The following is a 15535-nucleotide window of genomic DNA, read 5'->3' as shown; positions in this document are numbered from 1 at the left end:
ATCCGGTGGAGAACGGAACGCTGGGCCAGGCCATGGCGTTCCCTGTGAAGTGGGGAATCGGGCACAGCCGCACCACACCACCACTGACCACGGGGGTTGGCAGCAGCACTCACTTCGGCGCGGGCAAGAGATGCACGAGATAGGGGCCACGACACATGGCTGGACTGGCAGTGGGGGCTCCCCCGTCGGAGGCCACCGGAGGATCGAACCCCGACGTCAGCCTGCTCTACGACATCAACGGGCTGGCAGCCGACGCTCCGCACTGGTTCGACCGGGTCATGGAATGGGTCGGCGAGTACGGGATCATGGCGGCGATGGCGCTGCTGATGATCTGGTGCTGGTGGACCGTCAGGAAGCGGGACGACGCGCCGGCCGCGGTGGCCGGGCTCATCTGGGCGCCACTGGCCGCGGGCATCGCGCTGCTGGTCAACATCCCGATCCGCGGCTTCGTGGAGCGGCCCCGCCCCTTCAAGGACCACCAGGGGCTGGACGTCCTGGTCGCGGGCAAGACCGACTTCTCGTTCGTGAGCGACCACGCCACGATGGCGATGGCCGTCGGCGTCGGGCTGTTCGTCGCCAACCGGAAGTTCGGGCTCGTGGGCATCGGGCTCGCGCTGATCGAAGGCTTCTGCCGGGTCTACATGGGCGTCCACTATCCGACGGACGTCATCGGCGGCTTCGCGCTGGGCACCTCGGTCGCGCTGCTGCTCTCCCCGCTCGCGATGGCGCTGCTGACGCCGCTGACCCGCGCGGTCGCGGACTCCCGGCTGGGACGGCTCGTACGGAGCCCGGCCGCGGTATCGCCTGCGGCGGCCCCCGGCGATGGCGGCGGTGACGCCGCGTCCGACGGCGGCGGTACGGCTGACGGTACGGCTGACGGTACGGCTGACGGGGCCGCCCCCCGGTCGGGCGTCCCCGGCGTCCCCGGTGCCCGCGGCGCGGAGTGCGACAAGGACCTCGCGGCTTGACCGGCGCGGTCTGACCGGCGCTCCGGCCGCCCGCGCTTGGAGCACCGGCGGTCGGAGCAGCGGCAGTTGGCGCGGTGGCAGTTGGTGTAGCGCGGCTCAGAGCACCTGCGGCAAGGCTCAGAGCGCCTGCGACAAGTCCCACAGCGCCTGCGGCAAGGCTCAAAGCGCCCGCGGCAAAGCTCAGAGCGCCTGCGGGAAGTCGAAGAGCCGGTTCGGGTCGTGCTTCTTCTTGAGCCGGGTGAGGCGGTCGGCGGCCGGGCCGTAGTACGCGCTGCGCCAGTCGGCGAGGCTCGCGTCCGCGTAGTTCTGGTAGGCGGCCCCCGACGCGTAGCGGCGCATCGCCGCGTGGACCCCGTCCAGCCAGGCGGTGCGCCGCGCGCCGGAAGCGGCCGCGGGCCAGGAGGTCAGGTACTGGGCGAGGAAGCGCGAGCGCCGGTGCACGAAGGCCGTGTCGGTGGGCTTCACCCGGTTGATCGCGCCGCCGAGTGCCGTCAGCGCGATGCTGCCCGCGCCCGAGCCGCGCGCCCGGCCCAGCTTCTCCAGCTGGTCGAGCATGGTGCGGATGCCCGCGGCGCTGAGTGAGCGGTCGTAGAAGTCCGAGCGCGCCGCGTACGTCTCGCGTCGCAGGATGCCGGACGGGCTGCGGCCCGGGGTCGCGCCGGGGAGGTGGCACTGGGTGGTCGAGCTGCTCGCGCAGCCCGCGTAGGAGCGCATCGCGTCCAGGTACGAGCGGCGGCGCAGCGATACGGAGGAGGCCGGGCCCGGTCCGCCGGCCCGGTCCGCGAGTTTGTCGATGGCGTTCTGCAGGTCCCCGTAGGTGCCCAGCGAGAAGACGCTGACGGAGAGGGTCGGGGTGTGGCCCGGCGTCGCGTTGAGGTGGATCGACGACCAGATCTCGTCCGGCTGGCTCGGTCCCCACGCCTGCCAGGCGCGGAGCACGGCGGCCGCCTTGGACCAGGGCCAGGTGAGGTAGGCGGCGACGCCCTGCTGGGTCTGGTGGGTCTTGAAGCGCAGTTCGGTGACGACTCCGAAGTTGCCGTTCCCCGCGCCGCGCAGCGCCCAGAAGAGGTCGGGGTTCTTGGTCTTGTCGCAGTCGAGGGTCTTGCCGTCGGCGGTGATCAGCGTCGCGCCGGTCATGCTGTCGCAGGTCAGGCCGTATGCACGGGAGACGACGCCGTGGCCGCCGCCCATCGTGAGGCCGGAGACGCCGACGGTGGGGCAGGAGCCGGCCGGGATCGTGACGCCGCTCGCGCCGAGTTTCTCGTAGACGTCGATGAGCTTGGCGCCCGCGCCGATGCGGGCGGTGCCGGCGGAGGGGGTGCGGACGGTGGCGAGCTTGGAGACGTCGATGACCAGCCGGCCGTTGCCGCTGGACCAGCCGGCGTAGCTGTGTCCGCCGTTGCGTATCGAGACGGGGGTGCCGTGCCGGCGGGCGAAGGCGAGGCATTCGGTGATGTCGGCGGTGTTGGCGGTGTAGGCGACGGCGGCGGGGCGCTGGGTGTCGAAGCGGGTGTTGTAGAGCTGGCGCGCGGTGGCGTAGTCGGCGTCGCCGGGGCGTACGAAGTGGCCTTGCAGCCCTTTGCCCAGGGCGGTCCAGTCCGTGCCGGTCGGCTTCGGCTTGCCGGCGGCCGCGGCGCCGCGGGTACGGGTTCCCTCGCCCGCCTTGCCGTCGGGGGTGGGGGCCGCTTCGCCCGAGTCACCGCTGCAGGCCGCCAGCCAGCCCGCGGTCGCCGCGAGACCTGTTCCTGCCGTCAACAGTGTGCGCCTGTACATACCTGGGTCTCCGACCGTCCGTGTTCTCGAATCCTCCGCCACAAGGCGAGACGGCGTGCGGGGCGTGTGGGTTCCGCAAGGAGGGGTGCGGTACGGGTGCTGGGCCGATTGGCGGCCGGGAGGTGGGGGCGCGCGGGGCGTGGGTACGGGCCGCGCCGGTACGGGAGATGAGCGGCCGTCAGGGTCTCGCGGCGCCGGGCGGGGGAGGGGACACGGGCCGTCGGCGGCGGGCCGCGCCGGGGCCTGAGTGTCTGGCGCGGTTCAGCCGATGGAGTGGGCCGCGGCGTCGGCGCGGGCCTTCGCGCGGGCCCGGCGTGCCGGTCCGCGCCAGCCGCAGGCGCAGCGGGCGGCGGAGAAGGAGCCCTGTTCGACGGTGCTGGTGCGATGGCCTCCGGGGTGCTCGGTGCTGTCTTCGGGGTGTTTTTCCGGGCCTTGCGAGAGCACGTGACCACGGTACCGGGCCGTGTCGGCGGCTTCGGCCCGTCGTTGAACGCAACAAGTTCCACACAGCGCTCCCCTGGGGGTAGGCGGGCATGACGGTCCAGCGGTACAGGTGGCGCGGCAGGGTTGTCGCGGTCGCCGTGGCGGGCGGTCTGGTGGCCGGGCTGTCGGCGACGGGGTGTTCGCGGCCAGGCGCGGGCGGCGCGGCCGAGGCGACGGACGCCGCCGATGCGGCGCGGGCGGCTGACGCGGACGTCGCGGGGCGTGCGGACGGCGCGGCGGGGCCGGCGGGGGCCGCCGGCGAGAAGGGTCCCGGCGCGGGCGGTTCCGGCGCGGGCGGTTCCGCTGACCCGGTCGCGACGATGCACCGGACGGCCGCCGTACTGGTCCGTTCGGGCAGCTCCACGGTCCGTACGTCGTTGGAGATGGCGTCCGGCGGCACCCGGGTCACCATCAGGGGCGAGGGCGGCTTCGACTACGGCAAGCGGCTGGGCAGGCTGCGGGTGACGCTGCCGCCGGACGCGGCGGGGGCGGACGAGCACCGGCCGATCATCCAGCTGCTGGCGCCCGGCGCGCTCTATATGAAGAACCGGGGCGCGGGCGTGCCCGCTGACAAGTGGGTGCGCGTCGACACCACCGAGCTGGCCGACGGCAACCTGGTCACCGGCGGTGCGACCGACCCGCTCTCAGCCGCCGAGCTGCTGCGCGGGGCGCGCGAGGTGTCCTGCGTGGGGGAGCGGCGGACGGGTGGCGAAACGGTCCGCCACTTCCGCGGCACGACCGACATCGCGCGGGCCGCGAAGGCCGCGTCCGCGCGCACCCGGCCCTCGCTGGCCGCGGCGGCGAAGGGGTTCGCCCGCGACACGGTGGCCTTCGACGCCTATGTGGACGAGCGGGGGCGGCTGCGCAAGCTGGAGCAGCGCTTCAGTTTCGTCAACGACGAGGGACGGGTGGCGGTCGTCGCCTCGACGATCGAGCTGTCCGGTTTCGGGACGCCGGTCACCGTCGAGCTGCCGCCCGAGCGCGAGATCTACACGGGGAAGGTCGCCGCGCCGGGGGAGTGAAGCCGGGGGAGTGAAGGCGGCGCGCGGCAGGGCTTGCGGCGGCGCGCGTACGCCGGGTCCTGACCACCCGGTAAGGGGCGGGGATATGGCCCGTCTGTGCCATGCGCGGAGAGTGCGCCTTTCCCTACTGTGGGCTGTGCCCGCTCGGTAGAGTCGGGAAATTCTCGACGTTACGCGAGCGACGCTCGAAGATGGAGGTGATGCGCGTGCCCGGGACTCGCGGTTCCACGGTCCAGGACCACGTTGCTCTCGCCGAGATCGAGCTGTGCGCTGATTTGATGATCGCGGCTTCGACCGCGAACGAGGAACGGCTCAGCTCGGACCGTATCGACGAAGTGATCAGGGGCGGGGCGGATTCCATCGCCCCCGACCGCACGGCCGACTCACGGTCGTGACGTCACGGGGCCGCGCCCCAGACCTCGGCGCGGTGCCCCCTCTGTGCTTCGGACCCTGCGCTTCGGACCCTGCGCTTCGGACTCCCGCGACCCCTTGGGCCGGTTGGCCGTCCCGTACGTGACCCTTTGAGTACGCGACCCTTTGAGCCGGCTGCCGACCGCCGGCGGACTCTCTCGCACTGAGCCGCCCCATGCTCGCGGCCGAACCGCCCCACGGGCCGGATATCACCCCCGAGCGGCCGTGCCTCAAGCGGTTTCAAGCGCCCCAGGTGCCTCGGGCGCCTCAGGTACGGAGCAGCCGGGCGATGGCCGCGGTGGCCTCGGCGACCTTCGCGTCGATCTCCTCGCCGCCCTTGACGGCCGCGTCGGCGACGCAGTGCCGCAGGTGCTCCTCCAGCAGTTGGAGGGCGAAGGACTGCAGGGCCTTGGTATTGGCGGAGACCTGGGTGAGTATGTCGATGCAGTAGACGTCTTCCTCGATCATCCGCTGCAGGCCGCGTACCTGGCCCTCGATCCGGCGCAGCCGCTTGAGGTGCTGGTCCTTGTTGTCGTTGTACCCATGGACGCCACGGTCGTGGTCGGTCACGGCGCTTTTTTCGGTCCCGGCGGTCTCTTCGGTCTCTGCGGTCGTCATGGCGCTCTCCCGTTGTCCCTGTCTACCCCATATACCCCCGCTGGGTATATGGTACCGAATTCTCCCGACTGAAGCGGGGCCCACTGCTGAGCACTCTGCCCGATGCGCGACACTGATGGAACGCCGGTTAGCTGTGGCTGGATGATGCGCCTAGCATCAGCGTGACCGAATCCGATGCACCTTGAGGACTCTTACCGTGCGCTTTCGTCTGACCCCCAGGGAGACGAGCTTCTACGACATGTTTGCCGCGTCAGCGGACAACATCGTCACGGGCTCGAAGCTCCTCATGGAATTGCTCGGGGCGGACTCCTCCGCTCGGGCCGAGATCGCCGAGCGGATGCGGGCCGCGGAACACGCGGGCGACGACGCGACTCACGCGATCTTCCACCAGCTGAACTCCTCCTTCATCACGCCGTTCGACCGCGAGGACATCTACAAGCTCGCGTCCTCGCTCGACGACATCATGGACTTCATGGAGGAGGCCGTTGATCTGGTCGTCCTCTACAAGGTGGAGGAGCTGCCGAAGGGCGTCGAGCAGCAGATCGAGGTCCTCGTGCGAGCGGCCGAGCTGACGGCCGAAGCGATGCCCAACCTGCGCACGATGACCAATCTGACCGAGTACTGGATCGAGGTGAACCGCCTCGAGAACCAGGCCGACCAGATCCACCGCAAGCTTCTCGCCCAGCTCTTCAACGGCAAGTACGACGCCATGGACGTGCTGAAGCTGAAGCAGATCGTGGACGCGCTGGAAGAGGCGGCGGACGCGTTCGAGCACGTGGCCAACTGCGTCGAGACCATCGCGGTCAAGGAGTCCTGACCCCCGGTGGACACCTTTGCACTCATCGTGACCATCGGGGTCGCGCTCGGATTCACGTACACGAACGGCTTTCACGACTCCGCGAACGCCATCGCGACCTCGGTGTCCACCCGTGCGCTGACACCGCGCGCGGCACTGGCCATGGCCGCGGTGATGAACCTCGCCGGCGCCTTTCTGGGCCAAGGAGTCGCCAAGACGGTCAGCGAAGGGCTGATCGAGACGCCGCACGGCAAGGCGGGGATGGCGATCCTGTTCGCCGCCCTCGTCGGTGCGATCGTCTGGAATCTGGTCACCTGGTACTACGGTCTGCCGTCGTCTTCCAGCCACGCGCTGTTCGGCGGAATGGTGGGCGCGGCGCTCGCCGGGTCCACCACCGTCTACTGGTCGGGTGTGCTGGAGAAGGTCGTCATCCCGATGTTCCTGTCGCCGATCGTCGGCCTCGGCGTCGGCTATCTGGTGATGGTCGCGATCATGTGGCTGTTCCGTAAGTCGAACCCGCACAAGGCCAAGCGGGGCTTCCGCATAGCGCAGACCGTCTCGGCGGCGGCCATGGCGCTCGGGCACGGCCTGCAGGACGCGCAGAAGACGATGGGCATCGTCGTGATGGCGCTGGTCATCGCCGACGTCGAGGGCCAGGGCGACGAGATCCCGGTCTGGGTCAAGATCACCTGTGCGCTGATGCTCTCGCTCGGCACCTACGCGGGCGGCTGGCGCATCATGCGCACGCTGGGCCGCCGCATCATCGAGCTGGACCCCCCGCAGGGGTTCGCGGCCGAGACCACGGCGGCCTCGGTCATGTACACCGCGTCCTTCATGTTCCAGGCGCCGATCTCGACGACGCACGTCATCACCTCGGCGATCATGGGCGTGGGGGCGACCAAGCGGGTCAAGGCGGTCCGCTGGGGCGTCGCCAAGAACATCATCATGGGCTGGTTCATCACGATGCCGGCCGCGGCGCTGGTGGCCGCGCTGAGCTACTGGATCGTCAACCTCGCGTTCGGCTAACCGAACGGGCTGAGCAAAAGACGGGCCCGCCCCCGGAAGCCGGGGGCGGGCCCTTCGCCATGCGGTGGCACCGCCATGCAGCACCGCAGGACGTTCTGTGCCCGGCCGCGGCCGGCGAGGCGTCGCCGTACGGGTGAGGCTGGCCGTACGGCGACCGCCCGCTCAGCCGAAGCGGCCGGAGATGTAGTCCTCGGTCGCCTGGACCGAGGGGTTGGAGAAGATCCGCTCGGTCTCGTCGATCTCGATGAGCTTGCCGGCGTCGCCTATCGCGGAGAGGTTGAAGAAGGCCGTGCGGTCCGAGACGCGCGCCGCCTGCTGCATGTTGTGCGTCACGATGACGATCGTGAAGCGCTCCTTGAGCTCGCCGACCAGGTCCTCGATCGCGAGCGTGGAGATCGGGTCGAGCGCCGAGCACGGCTCGTCCATCAGCAGCACCTGCGGCTCGACCGCGATGGCGCGGGCGATGCACAGCCGCTGCTGCTGGCCGCCGGAGAGGCCGGAGCCGGGCTTGTTCAGCCGGTCCTTGACCTCTTTCCAGAGGTTGGCGCCCTTGAGGGACTTCTCGACGACGATGTCCAGCTCGGACTTGCGCGTCCGGGCGTTCAGCCGCAGGCCGGCCGCGACATTGTCGTAGATGGACATGGTCGGGAACGGGTTCGGCCGCTGGAAGACCATGCCGATGGTGCGGCGTACGGCGACCGGGTCGACCCCGCTGCCGTAGAGGTTCTCGTCGTCCAGCATCACCTTGCCCTCGACGCGGCCGCCGGGGGTGACCTCGTGCATCCGGTTGAGGGTGCGGAGCAGGGTGGACTTGCCGCAGCCGGACGGGCCGATGAAGGCCGTCACGGAGCGCGGCTCCACTGTCATCGAGATGTCCTCGATGGCCCGGTGCCCGCCGTAGTAGGCGGAGAGGCCGCTGACGTCGATGCGCTTGGCCATGTGAATCACTTCTCTTCTCAGTGCGCGTGGCCTCAGCGGCCGGTCTTCGGGGCCTTCCAGCGGGCGATGCCGCGGGCCACCAGATTCAGGATCATGACGAAGGCGATGAGGACCAGCGCCGCCGCCCAGGCACGGTCGTACGAAGCCGTGTTGCCGGCGGCCCACTGCTCGTAGATGTAGTACGGCAGCGAGGACTGGGGGCCTTCGAAGGGGTTGTTGTTGATGAACGGGTTGCCGAACACCAGCAGCACGATCGGGGCGCTCTCGCCCGCGATGCGCGCGACGGCCAGCATCACGCCCGTGGTGATGCCGCCGATCGCGGTGGGCAGCACCACCTTGAGGATGGTGCGCCACTTCGGCACGCCCAGGGCCAGCGAGGCCTCGCGCAGCTCGTTGGGGACGAGCTTGAGCATCTCCTCGGTCGAGCGGACGACCACCGGCATCATCAGGATCGACAGGGCCATCGCGCCGGCGAAGCCGGAGTAGTCGAAGTCGAGGATGACGATCCACAGGGTGAGGATGAACAGGCCGGCCACGATCGACGGGATGCCGGTCATCACGTCCACGAAGAACGTCACGGTCTTGGCGAGCTTCCCGCGCCCGTACTCCACCAGGTAGATCGCGGTGAGCAGGCCGAGCGGGACCGAGATGGCGGTCGCGATGCCGACCTGCTCCAGGGTGCCGATGATCGCGTGGTAGATGCCGCCGCCCGGCTCGATGGCCGGGAGGGTGCCCATCGAGTGTGAGAGGAAGGTGCCGTCGAGCACCTTCACGCCGCGCTTGACCGTCTCCGAGATCAGCGAGACCAGCGGGATGATCGCGAGCAGGAAGGCGACCCACATCAGGCTGGTGGCGAGCCGGTCCTTCGCCTGCCGGCGGCCCTCGACCGCGGTGGCCAGCGCGTAGGTGGCGAGGAGGAACAGCAGGACGGCGATCAGGCCCCACTGGATGCGGCTGTGCAGATCGAAGACCAGCCCGATGCCGCTGCCGAGCAGGGCGGCGGCCAGCGCGATGGCGGGCGCGCTCCAGCGGGGCAGCCGGGGCTGGTGCAGGCTGTGCGGGTCGGGGAGGGAGACCGGGAGCACCTTGTCGGCCGTCAGGTTCGTCATGCGGTGGCCCCCGAGTACTGCTTGCGGCGGGCGGTGAGCAGATCGGTCATGCGTTGGCCCCCGAGTACTCCTTGCGGCGGGCGATGATCAGCCGGGCCGCGCCGTTGACCAGCAGGGTGATCACGAAGAGGACCAGGCCGGAGGCGATCAGCGCGTCACGGCCGACGCCGACGTCGCTGGCCTCCTTGAAGCCGCTGGCGATGTTCTGTGCGAAGGTGCCGCCGCCCGGGTCGAGCAGGCTGGCGTTGATCAGGAAGCTCGGGGAGAGCACGGTGGCGACGGCCATCGTCTCGCCGAGCGCGCGGCCCAGGCCGAGCATCGAGGCGCTGATGACGCCGGAGCGGCCGAACGGGAGCACCGAGATCCTGATGACTTCCCAGCGGGTCGCGCCGAGCGCGAGCGCGGCCTCCTCGTGCATCTTCGGGGCTTGCAGGAAGACCTCGCGGCTCACGCTGGTGACGATCGGCAGAATCATGATCGCCAGCAGGATGCTGACGGTGAACAGCGAGCGGGCCGCTCCGTCGTTGTACGCGAAGATCTTGGTCCAGCCGAAGAACTGGTCGAGCCACTGGTACAGCCCGGTGAGGTGCGGCACCAGGAAGAGCGCGCCCCACAGGCCGTAGACGATGCTGGGCACCGCGGCGAGCAGGTCGATCAGGTACGCGATCGGGGTGGCCAGCTTGCGCGGCGCGTAGTGCGAGATGAACAGGGCGATGCCGACAGCGATCGGAACCGCGATGACCATCGCGATGATCGAGCTGACGACGGTGCCGAAGGCCAGCACCGCGATGCCGAAGACCGGCGGGTCGGTGTTGGCGCTCCACTCGAAGGTGGTGAAGAAGTTGCCCTCGTCCTTCGAGATCGCTATCGCGGCCCGGTAGGTGAGGAACACGGCTATCGCGGCCATGATCACCAGGAGCGTGATGCCCGATCCGCGGGAGAGGCCGAGGAAGATCCGGTCACCGGGGCGGGTGGTGCGCTTCGCCTTGCCGGTACCGGTGAGTTCGGGGGGTGGCACGGTGTTCTGTGCTGCGGGAGATATATCCATGGGTCTCTCCGGTCTGTTGGGGGGCGTCGCCCTGTGGTCCGGGCGGCGTCCCCCTGTGCGGCGGTGCACCGGTTGTCAGGACAGGCTCGCGACGGTCGCGCGGACCTTGGCGGAGATCTCGTCGGGGATCGGGGCGTAACCCTGGCTCGCGAGGGCCTTCTGGCCGTCCGTGCTGGAGATGTAGGTCAGGAAGGACTTCGTGGCGGCCAGCGTCTCGGCCTTGTTGCCCTTGTCGCAGGCGATCTCGTACGTCACCAGGGTGATGGGGTACGCCCCGTCGGCCTTGGTGTCGTACGCGAGGTCCAGCGCGAGGTCCTTGCCCTTGCCGACGACCTTGGCCTCGGAGATGGCCTTGGAGGCGTTGGGGACGGTGGCCTCGACCGGGGCGGAGGCGCCGGTGGCCAGCTTCACGGCCTTGATGTCACTCGCGGTGGCGTAGGACAGCTCGAAGTACGAGATCGCGCCGTCGGTCTGCTTAACCTGCGAGGAGACGCCCGAGGAGCCGTCGGCGGACTGGCCGCCCTTGGCCTCCCAGGCCTTGCCGGGCTCGTACTTGTAGGAGTTGGGAGCCGCGGCCTTGAGGTACTTGGTGAAGTTGTCCGTGGTGCCGGACTCGTCGGAGCGGTGGAACGCCTGGATCTTGGTGGACGGGAGCTTCGCGTCCGGGTTGAGCTTCTTGATCGCGGGGTCGTTCCACTTGGTGATCTTCGCGTCGAAGATCTCGGCGAGCGTCTTGGCGTCCAGCGTCAGGTCGTCCACGCCGTTGACGTTGTAGCCGATCGCGATCGGGCCGCCGACCATCGGGAGGTCGATGCCCTGGCCGCCCTTGCAGACCTTCTTCGACTGCGTGACCTCTTCGGGCTTGAGCGCCGAGTCGGATCCCGCGAAGCCGGTCTTGCCCTGGAGGAACTCCTGGATGCCCGCGCCGGAGCCGGTCGGCTTGTAGTTGATCTGCACGTCCTTGCAGGCCGCCGCGTAGGTCTTCACCCACTGGTCCATGGCGTTCTTCTGCGCGGACGAGCCCGAGGCCAGCAGCTGGCCCTTGCCGTCGCACTTGATGTTGCTCGCGGCCTTGCTCTGCTCGGCGGCGCTGCCGCCGTTGCCGTTGTCGTCGGAGCCGCACGCCGTGAGGACCAGGGCGCCGGAGACGGCGATGGCGCCGATGGCGAGGGCGCGAAGCCGGTTCGTGCGCTGAAGAGTCACTTTTCGGAAGTTCCTTTCTGGAGCCGCCGGTGCGGCGGCGTGCGATGAAGTCGAATGATTCGCTTATTCGGTACGGCCGAAATTAGGCAGATGAGATGACGTGACCGAAGGGGGCGGGTGAACGCAGAGTGAACCTCGGCCGTCGGACCGGTGCCGTCACCAATAGTGAGGTATGAGTCGCTTTGTGTGACGGATGTGGCGGTTGTGTTCGGGAAGGAAAGTCGGGAGATCCGGGGCGGAAAGCCGGGAGGTCCGGAGGGGGAAGTCGCCGGGTCCGGGGGAGGGAGCCGCAGGGTCGGGGGCGGGAAGCCGCGAGGTCATGCGGAAGTCGTTCGCCGCTCTGTTGAATTACCGGGACGCGTGGCACGATCCGGGACTGGGGGACGTCTGAGAGACGGAATGTCAGCGAGCGTTGTCGGGGCGATGGGGGTGGCGGGTGCGACGCCGGATGGATGGTCGGACAGCGGTACTGCGGGCCGGGGCGGTGGCGTGCACGGCGGTGCTGTGCGGCGCGGGTCTGCTCGCGGGCGCGAGCGGGGCGTACGCGCAGTCGGCGGAGCCGGGTCCCAAGGGGACGGGCGCCGCCGGTTCCGAGGGGTCTGCCAGTCCCGAGGGTTCTGGGGAGGCCGTCGGTTCCGAGGGGTCCCGGCCGGAACCGCCCAAGGTGAAACCGGAGCTCGAAAAGGTCCACAAAGAGGTCGAGCGGCTCTACCGGAAGGCCGAGGCGGCGACCGACGCGTACAACGCCGCCAACGAGAACGTGGTCGAGCAGCAGAAATCGATCGTGAAACTGGCGAAGGCGATAGCCAAGGCCCAGGGCAAGCTGGACACGCTCAGTAAGCAGGCGGGCGCGATGGCCCGCGCCCAGTATCAGGGCGCGGGGATGCCGCCCGAAGCGCAATTGATGTTGAACGGCGATCCGCAGGCTTTCTTCGAGGACGCCGGCCTGGTGCACAAGGGGCAGCGGGCTACCAAGGGGATGATCGGCCAGCTGTCCCGTACCAAGAAGGAGTTGTCCGGCTACGCGAAGGACGCCTCCAGCCGGTGGGAGAAGCTGGAGAAGACGCGCGAGAGCAAGGCCGGGGCGAAGAAGGAGATCAAGCAGAAGATCAAGGCCGCCGAGAAGCTGGAATCGCGGCTACAGGCGAAGGAGCGCGCCCGGCTGAAACAGCTGGAGGCGGCCAAGGCGCAGAACTCGCAGGCGAAGTGGCTGAGCTCGGGCGTGCTGGACGAGATCGACGGCAAGGCGTCCGCGCAGGGCAAGCGGGCCATCGCCTTCGCGACGAAGCAGATCGGCAAGCAGTACGAGTGGGGCGCCGAGGGCCCGTCGACGTTCGACTGCTCCGGGCTGACCCTCAAGGCGTGGGCGGCGGCGGGCCGTTCCATCCCGCGCACCTCGCAGGAGCAGTGGAAGCAGCTGCCGAGGGTCCCGCTGGAGGCCATGCGGCCGGGCGACCTGATCATCTATCACGACGACGCGAGCCACGTCGGTATGTACCTCGGGGACGGCGCGATCGTGCACGCGCCGCGGCCGGGGCGGCAGATCACCATGACGGGCGCCGGGTCGATGACGATTCTGGGTGTCGTGCGGCCGGACAAGTAGCCGGACAGGTAGCCGCACAAGTAGCCGGACAAGTAACAAGTAACGGCCGGGGGGCGGGGCGGGCGGGGGCGGTGGAGTGCGGCGGGGTGTGGCGGTTCTTGAACGGCTCTCCGCCGCTTCTTGAACGGATCGACGCCGGTTCCTGAACAGCGCAACGGCGGCCCCGGCCCCGGCCCGATCCCGTGTCGATCTTCCGGTGATCCGGGTTGCGGGTGGCACGGCGTGATGTTTCTCATTCCCGTATTCCCCCTGGTGCCCTGCTGGTGTCCTGAAATACCAGTTGAGGCGCGGCATATGACGCTGGACGTTTGTCGTCAGGCATTCCGCTTTGGTGTGCGCTACCGCTAGTGTCGGCTGGCAATGCCCGGTGCCGTGACTCTCTCTGACCGGAGAGCGACGGACCAGGCGCGGCGGTACGCCGATCGGCGGCCGTCGAGCCCTCGGGGGGAGGGAAGGAACTCAGCAATGCCCGTACCCGTACCGCGGCAGCGAGAGGTCCCGGCTGCGGGAAGCGGACCGGCTGATCTGCTGTCGCATCCGAAGACCGACCGACTGCCCGCGCCGCATCAGACAGGGCCGGTGGACGCAGCCGACCCCGCCATCCACCACGAGGGACGCAGGGACCTGACGGATCACAGCGACCGCGCGGATCACGCGGGTCACGTAGCTCTCGCGGACCAGCCGGTCCGCCCGGCCAGGACCGGCCCCGCGGCCGGCCAAGGCCCCGCGGCGGGGGACGGCCCCGCGGCCCCGGAGGCCGCGGCCGACCACACCGCCGGGACGACCCTGCTGGTGATCGAGGACGACCCCACGGACGCCCTCGCGCTGCCGGACATGGTGGACGCGGCGGGCAAGCGCGTCCGCATCCGTACGGCCCGCAACCTCACCGAGGCGAACCGGCTGCTCACCGACGATGTGCACTGCATCCTGCTCGACCTCGCGCTGCCGACGCCGCTGCCGGTGCCGGGCGACGAATCCCGTGAGACGTCCGCCGGCGAGCCCCGTGCGGCGCCCGGCGACGAGCTGGAGATCCTCCGGCAGGTGCTGCGCATCGCGCCCAACCACGCCGTACTCGCGCTCACCGCCGAGACGGACGCCGAGCGCGCCGCCGAGGCGGTCAGGGTCGGCGCACAGGACTACCTCTTCCGCGACGAGCTGGACGGCAGGCTGCTCAGCCGCGCGATCCGCTACGCCGTGGAGCGCAAGCGCTCCGACCTCGCACAGCGCCAGCTCGCCGAGTCGCGGGTGCGGGCGCAGGAGAACGCCCGGCTGGAGCGCGGCCTGCTGCCGACGCCCCTGCTGGAGGGCTCCGACCTGCGCTTCGCCTCCCGCTACCGGCCCGGCCGCAGCCGCGCGCTGCTCGGCGGGGACTTCTACGACACGGTCCGTACGCCGGACGGCACCGTCCACGCGATGATCGGCGACGTCTGCGGGCACGGCCCGGACGAGGCGGCGCTGGGCGTTGAACTGCGCATCGCCTGGCGCGCCCTGACGTTCGCCGGGCTGTGCGGCGATGTGCTGCTCGGAACGCTCCAGAAGGTCCTGGAGCACGAGCGGCCGAACGAGGAGATCTTCGCGACGCTGTGCACCGTGGACATCGCCCCCGACGGCCGGCGCGCCGGGCTGTGCCTGGCCGGCCACCCGTCACCGCTGGTCGTCCGCCCGGGACGGCCGCCGATCCTGCTCCCGTACGAGGACAGCGGCCCGGCGCTGGGTCTGCTGCCGCGCGCCCGGTGGCCGCGCCGGCAGGTCGAACTCGGCGGCGCCTGGAGCCTGATGATGTACACGGACGGACTGATCGAGGGCCGCATCGGCGAGGGCACGCAGCGGCTCGGCCAGGAGGGGATGGTCGCGATGGTGGCCCGCCAGATGGCGGACGGCCTGCGCGGCGAACATCTGCTGGACGCGGCGGTCACCGAGGTGCGGGAGCTGAACGGCGGGGAGTTGACCGACGACGTGGCGGTTCTGCTGCTGGACCGGGGCTGACGGACGGGGAGCGGGCCGACCGTCGCGGTGGCGGCTAGCGGCCGCCGTTGTACGGCCCGTACGGCCCGTCGGAGCTGCTGCCGCCGCTGCGGCGACCACCGCCCCGGCCGCCGCCGCCGGAGATCTGCTTGACCGCGGGGCGGACGTCCACCATGTAGACGATCGTGGCGACGATCCCGATGATCTGCAGGAAGAACATGATCGGGTAGAGGTTCACCGCGACCACCAGGCCCAGGACGATCAGCCAGAACGGTTTCGTCTTCTTGTCGGCCGCGCGGTACGCGTCCTCGCGGCGGATCGCGGCGTCGACGAACGCGAACACACTGAAGACCAGCAGGGCCATGGAGGCCCACCACAGCAGTTCGTTGAAACCTTGCACCAACATGCCGTCCACCGCCCAGTCAGTCCTCGTCCTCGCCGCGCGTCCTGCGGCCACCGTACCGGTACAACGGGCCGGGCACGTGGAGTGTGCCCGGCCCGTACCGGCTTGTTCCGCTGTACGCCATCCGGTGCTTCGTACAGCGCTTCGTACTGTTCTCCGTACCGCTCT

Annotated in this window: 15 protein-coding genes; 7 read left to right on the top strand and 8 right to left on the bottom strand. The window is 69.9% G+C overall.

Going from position 1 to position 15535, the window contains the following annotated elements:
- Window positions 1–155: 155 nt before the first annotated feature.
- Entirely contained in the window at window positions 156–968 is an 813-nt protein-coding gene (locus tag QMK28_RS05125; protein WP_326435769.1) for a phosphatase PAP2 family protein, read from the top strand.
- 180 nt (window positions 969–1148) lie between these two features.
- Here QMK28_RS05125 and QMK28_RS05120 read toward each other — a convergent pair whose 3' ends face one another.
- Both QMK28_RS05120 and QMK28_RS05115 read right to left on the bottom strand, forming a co-directional pair.
- A complete protein-coding gene (locus QMK28_RS05120; RefSeq protein WP_326435768.1) occupies window positions 1149–2741 on the bottom strand; it encodes an FAD-binding oxidoreductase in 1593 nt (530 codons plus the stop codon).
- A gap of 261 nt (window positions 2742–3002) precedes the next feature.
- Window positions 3003–3185 (bottom strand): hypothetical protein, encoded by a 183-nt coding sequence (locus tag QMK28_RS05115; RefSeq protein WP_326435767.1) that lies wholly within the window; start codon window positions 3183–3185, stop codon window positions 3003–3005.
- Between the two features lie 89 nt (window positions 3186–3274).
- On the opposite strand from QMK28_RS05115, the gene QMK28_RS05110 reads away from it, so the two are divergent.
- On the top strand, window positions 3275–4246 hold the full coding sequence (locus tag QMK28_RS05110) for a hypothetical protein (RefSeq protein WP_326435766.1): 972 nt from the start codon (window positions 3275–3277) through the stop codon (window positions 4244–4246).
- Window positions 4247–4446: 200 nt separating this feature from the next.
- A complete protein-coding gene (locus tag QMK28_RS05105) occupies window positions 4447–4641 on the top strand; it encodes a hypothetical protein (protein WP_326435765.1) in 195 nt (64 codons plus the stop codon).
- Between the two features lie 283 nt (window positions 4642–4924).
- On the opposite strand, the gene QMK28_RS05100 is transcribed toward QMK28_RS05105, so the two are convergent.
- Window positions 4925–5275, bottom strand: coding sequence for a metal-sensitive transcriptional regulator (locus QMK28_RS05100; protein WP_326435764.1), 351 nt, complete (start codon window positions 5273–5275; stop codon window positions 4925–4927).
- A 196-nt stretch (window positions 5276–5471) separates the two neighbouring features.
- Here QMK28_RS05100 and QMK28_RS05095 point away from each other — a divergent pair, with 196 nt between their 5' ends.
- Together QMK28_RS05095 and QMK28_RS05090 are read left to right on the top strand one after the other, a co-directional pair.
- Window positions 5472–6092, top strand: coding sequence for a DUF47 domain-containing protein (locus QMK28_RS05095; RefSeq protein WP_326435763.1), 621 nt, complete (start codon window positions 5472–5474; stop codon window positions 6090–6092).
- Between the two features lie 6 nt (window positions 6093–6098).
- Complete coding sequence (locus QMK28_RS05090; RefSeq protein ID WP_326435762.1) at window positions 6099–7097, top strand: inorganic phosphate transporter; 999 nt, start codon at window positions 6099–6101, stop codon at window positions 7095–7097.
- A gap of 162 nt (window positions 7098–7259) precedes the next feature.
- Here QMK28_RS05090 and pstB read toward each other — a convergent pair whose 3' ends face one another.
- From pstB to pstS, 4 genes are all read right to left on the bottom strand, one after another.
- Complete coding sequence (gene pstB / locus QMK28_RS05085) at window positions 7260–8036, bottom strand: phosphate ABC transporter ATP-binding protein PstB (RefSeq protein WP_326435761.1); 777 nt, start codon at window positions 8034–8036, stop codon at window positions 7260–7262.
- A 32-nt stretch (window positions 8037–8068) separates the two neighbouring features.
- Window positions 8069–9145, bottom strand: coding sequence for a phosphate ABC transporter permease PstA (gene pstA / locus QMK28_RS05080; protein WP_326435760.1), 1077 nt, complete (start codon window positions 9143–9145; stop codon window positions 8069–8071).
- Window positions 9146–9191: 46 nt separating this feature from the next.
- On the bottom strand, window positions 9192–10193 hold the full coding sequence (gene pstC, locus QMK28_RS05075) for a phosphate ABC transporter permease subunit PstC (protein WP_326435759.1): 1002 nt from the start codon (window positions 10191–10193) through the stop codon (window positions 9192–9194).
- A gap of 75 nt (window positions 10194–10268) precedes the next feature.
- Window positions 10269–11396, bottom strand: coding sequence for a phosphate ABC transporter substrate-binding protein PstS (gene pstS, locus QMK28_RS05070; RefSeq protein ID WP_326435758.1), 1128 nt, complete (start codon window positions 11394–11396; stop codon window positions 10269–10271).
- A gap of 448 nt (window positions 11397–11844) precedes the next feature.
- Between pstS and QMK28_RS05065 the strand changes: the two genes are divergently transcribed.
- Together QMK28_RS05065 and QMK28_RS05060 are read left to right on the top strand one after the other, a co-directional pair.
- Window positions 11845–12999, top strand: a complete 1155-nt coding sequence (locus tag QMK28_RS05065; RefSeq protein ID WP_326435757.1) for a C40 family peptidase — start codon at window positions 11845–11847, stop codon at window positions 12997–12999.
- Between the two features lie 465 nt (window positions 13000–13464).
- Entirely contained in the window at window positions 13465–14985 is a 1521-nt protein-coding gene (locus tag QMK28_RS05060; RefSeq protein ID WP_326435756.1) for a PP2C family protein-serine/threonine phosphatase, read from the top strand.
- Window positions 14986–15019: 34 nt separating this feature from the next.
- Here the strand turns inward: QMK28_RS05060 and QMK28_RS05055 are convergent, their stop codons facing one another.
- Window positions 15020–15370 carry a DUF2516 family protein gene (locus QMK28_RS05055; protein ID WP_326435755.1) on the bottom strand — a complete coding sequence of 117 codons (351 nt, stop codon included), beginning with the start codon at window positions 15368–15370 and terminating at the stop codon, window positions 15020–15022.
- Between the last annotated feature and the right edge of the window lie 165 nt (window positions 15371–15535).

Source organism: Streptomyces sp. H27-D2 (assembly GCF_035828615.1).
GTDB lineage: Bacteria > Actinomycetota > Actinomycetes > Streptomycetales > Streptomycetaceae > Streptomyces.
This window is presented reverse-complemented; position numbering and strand designations above follow the sequence as displayed.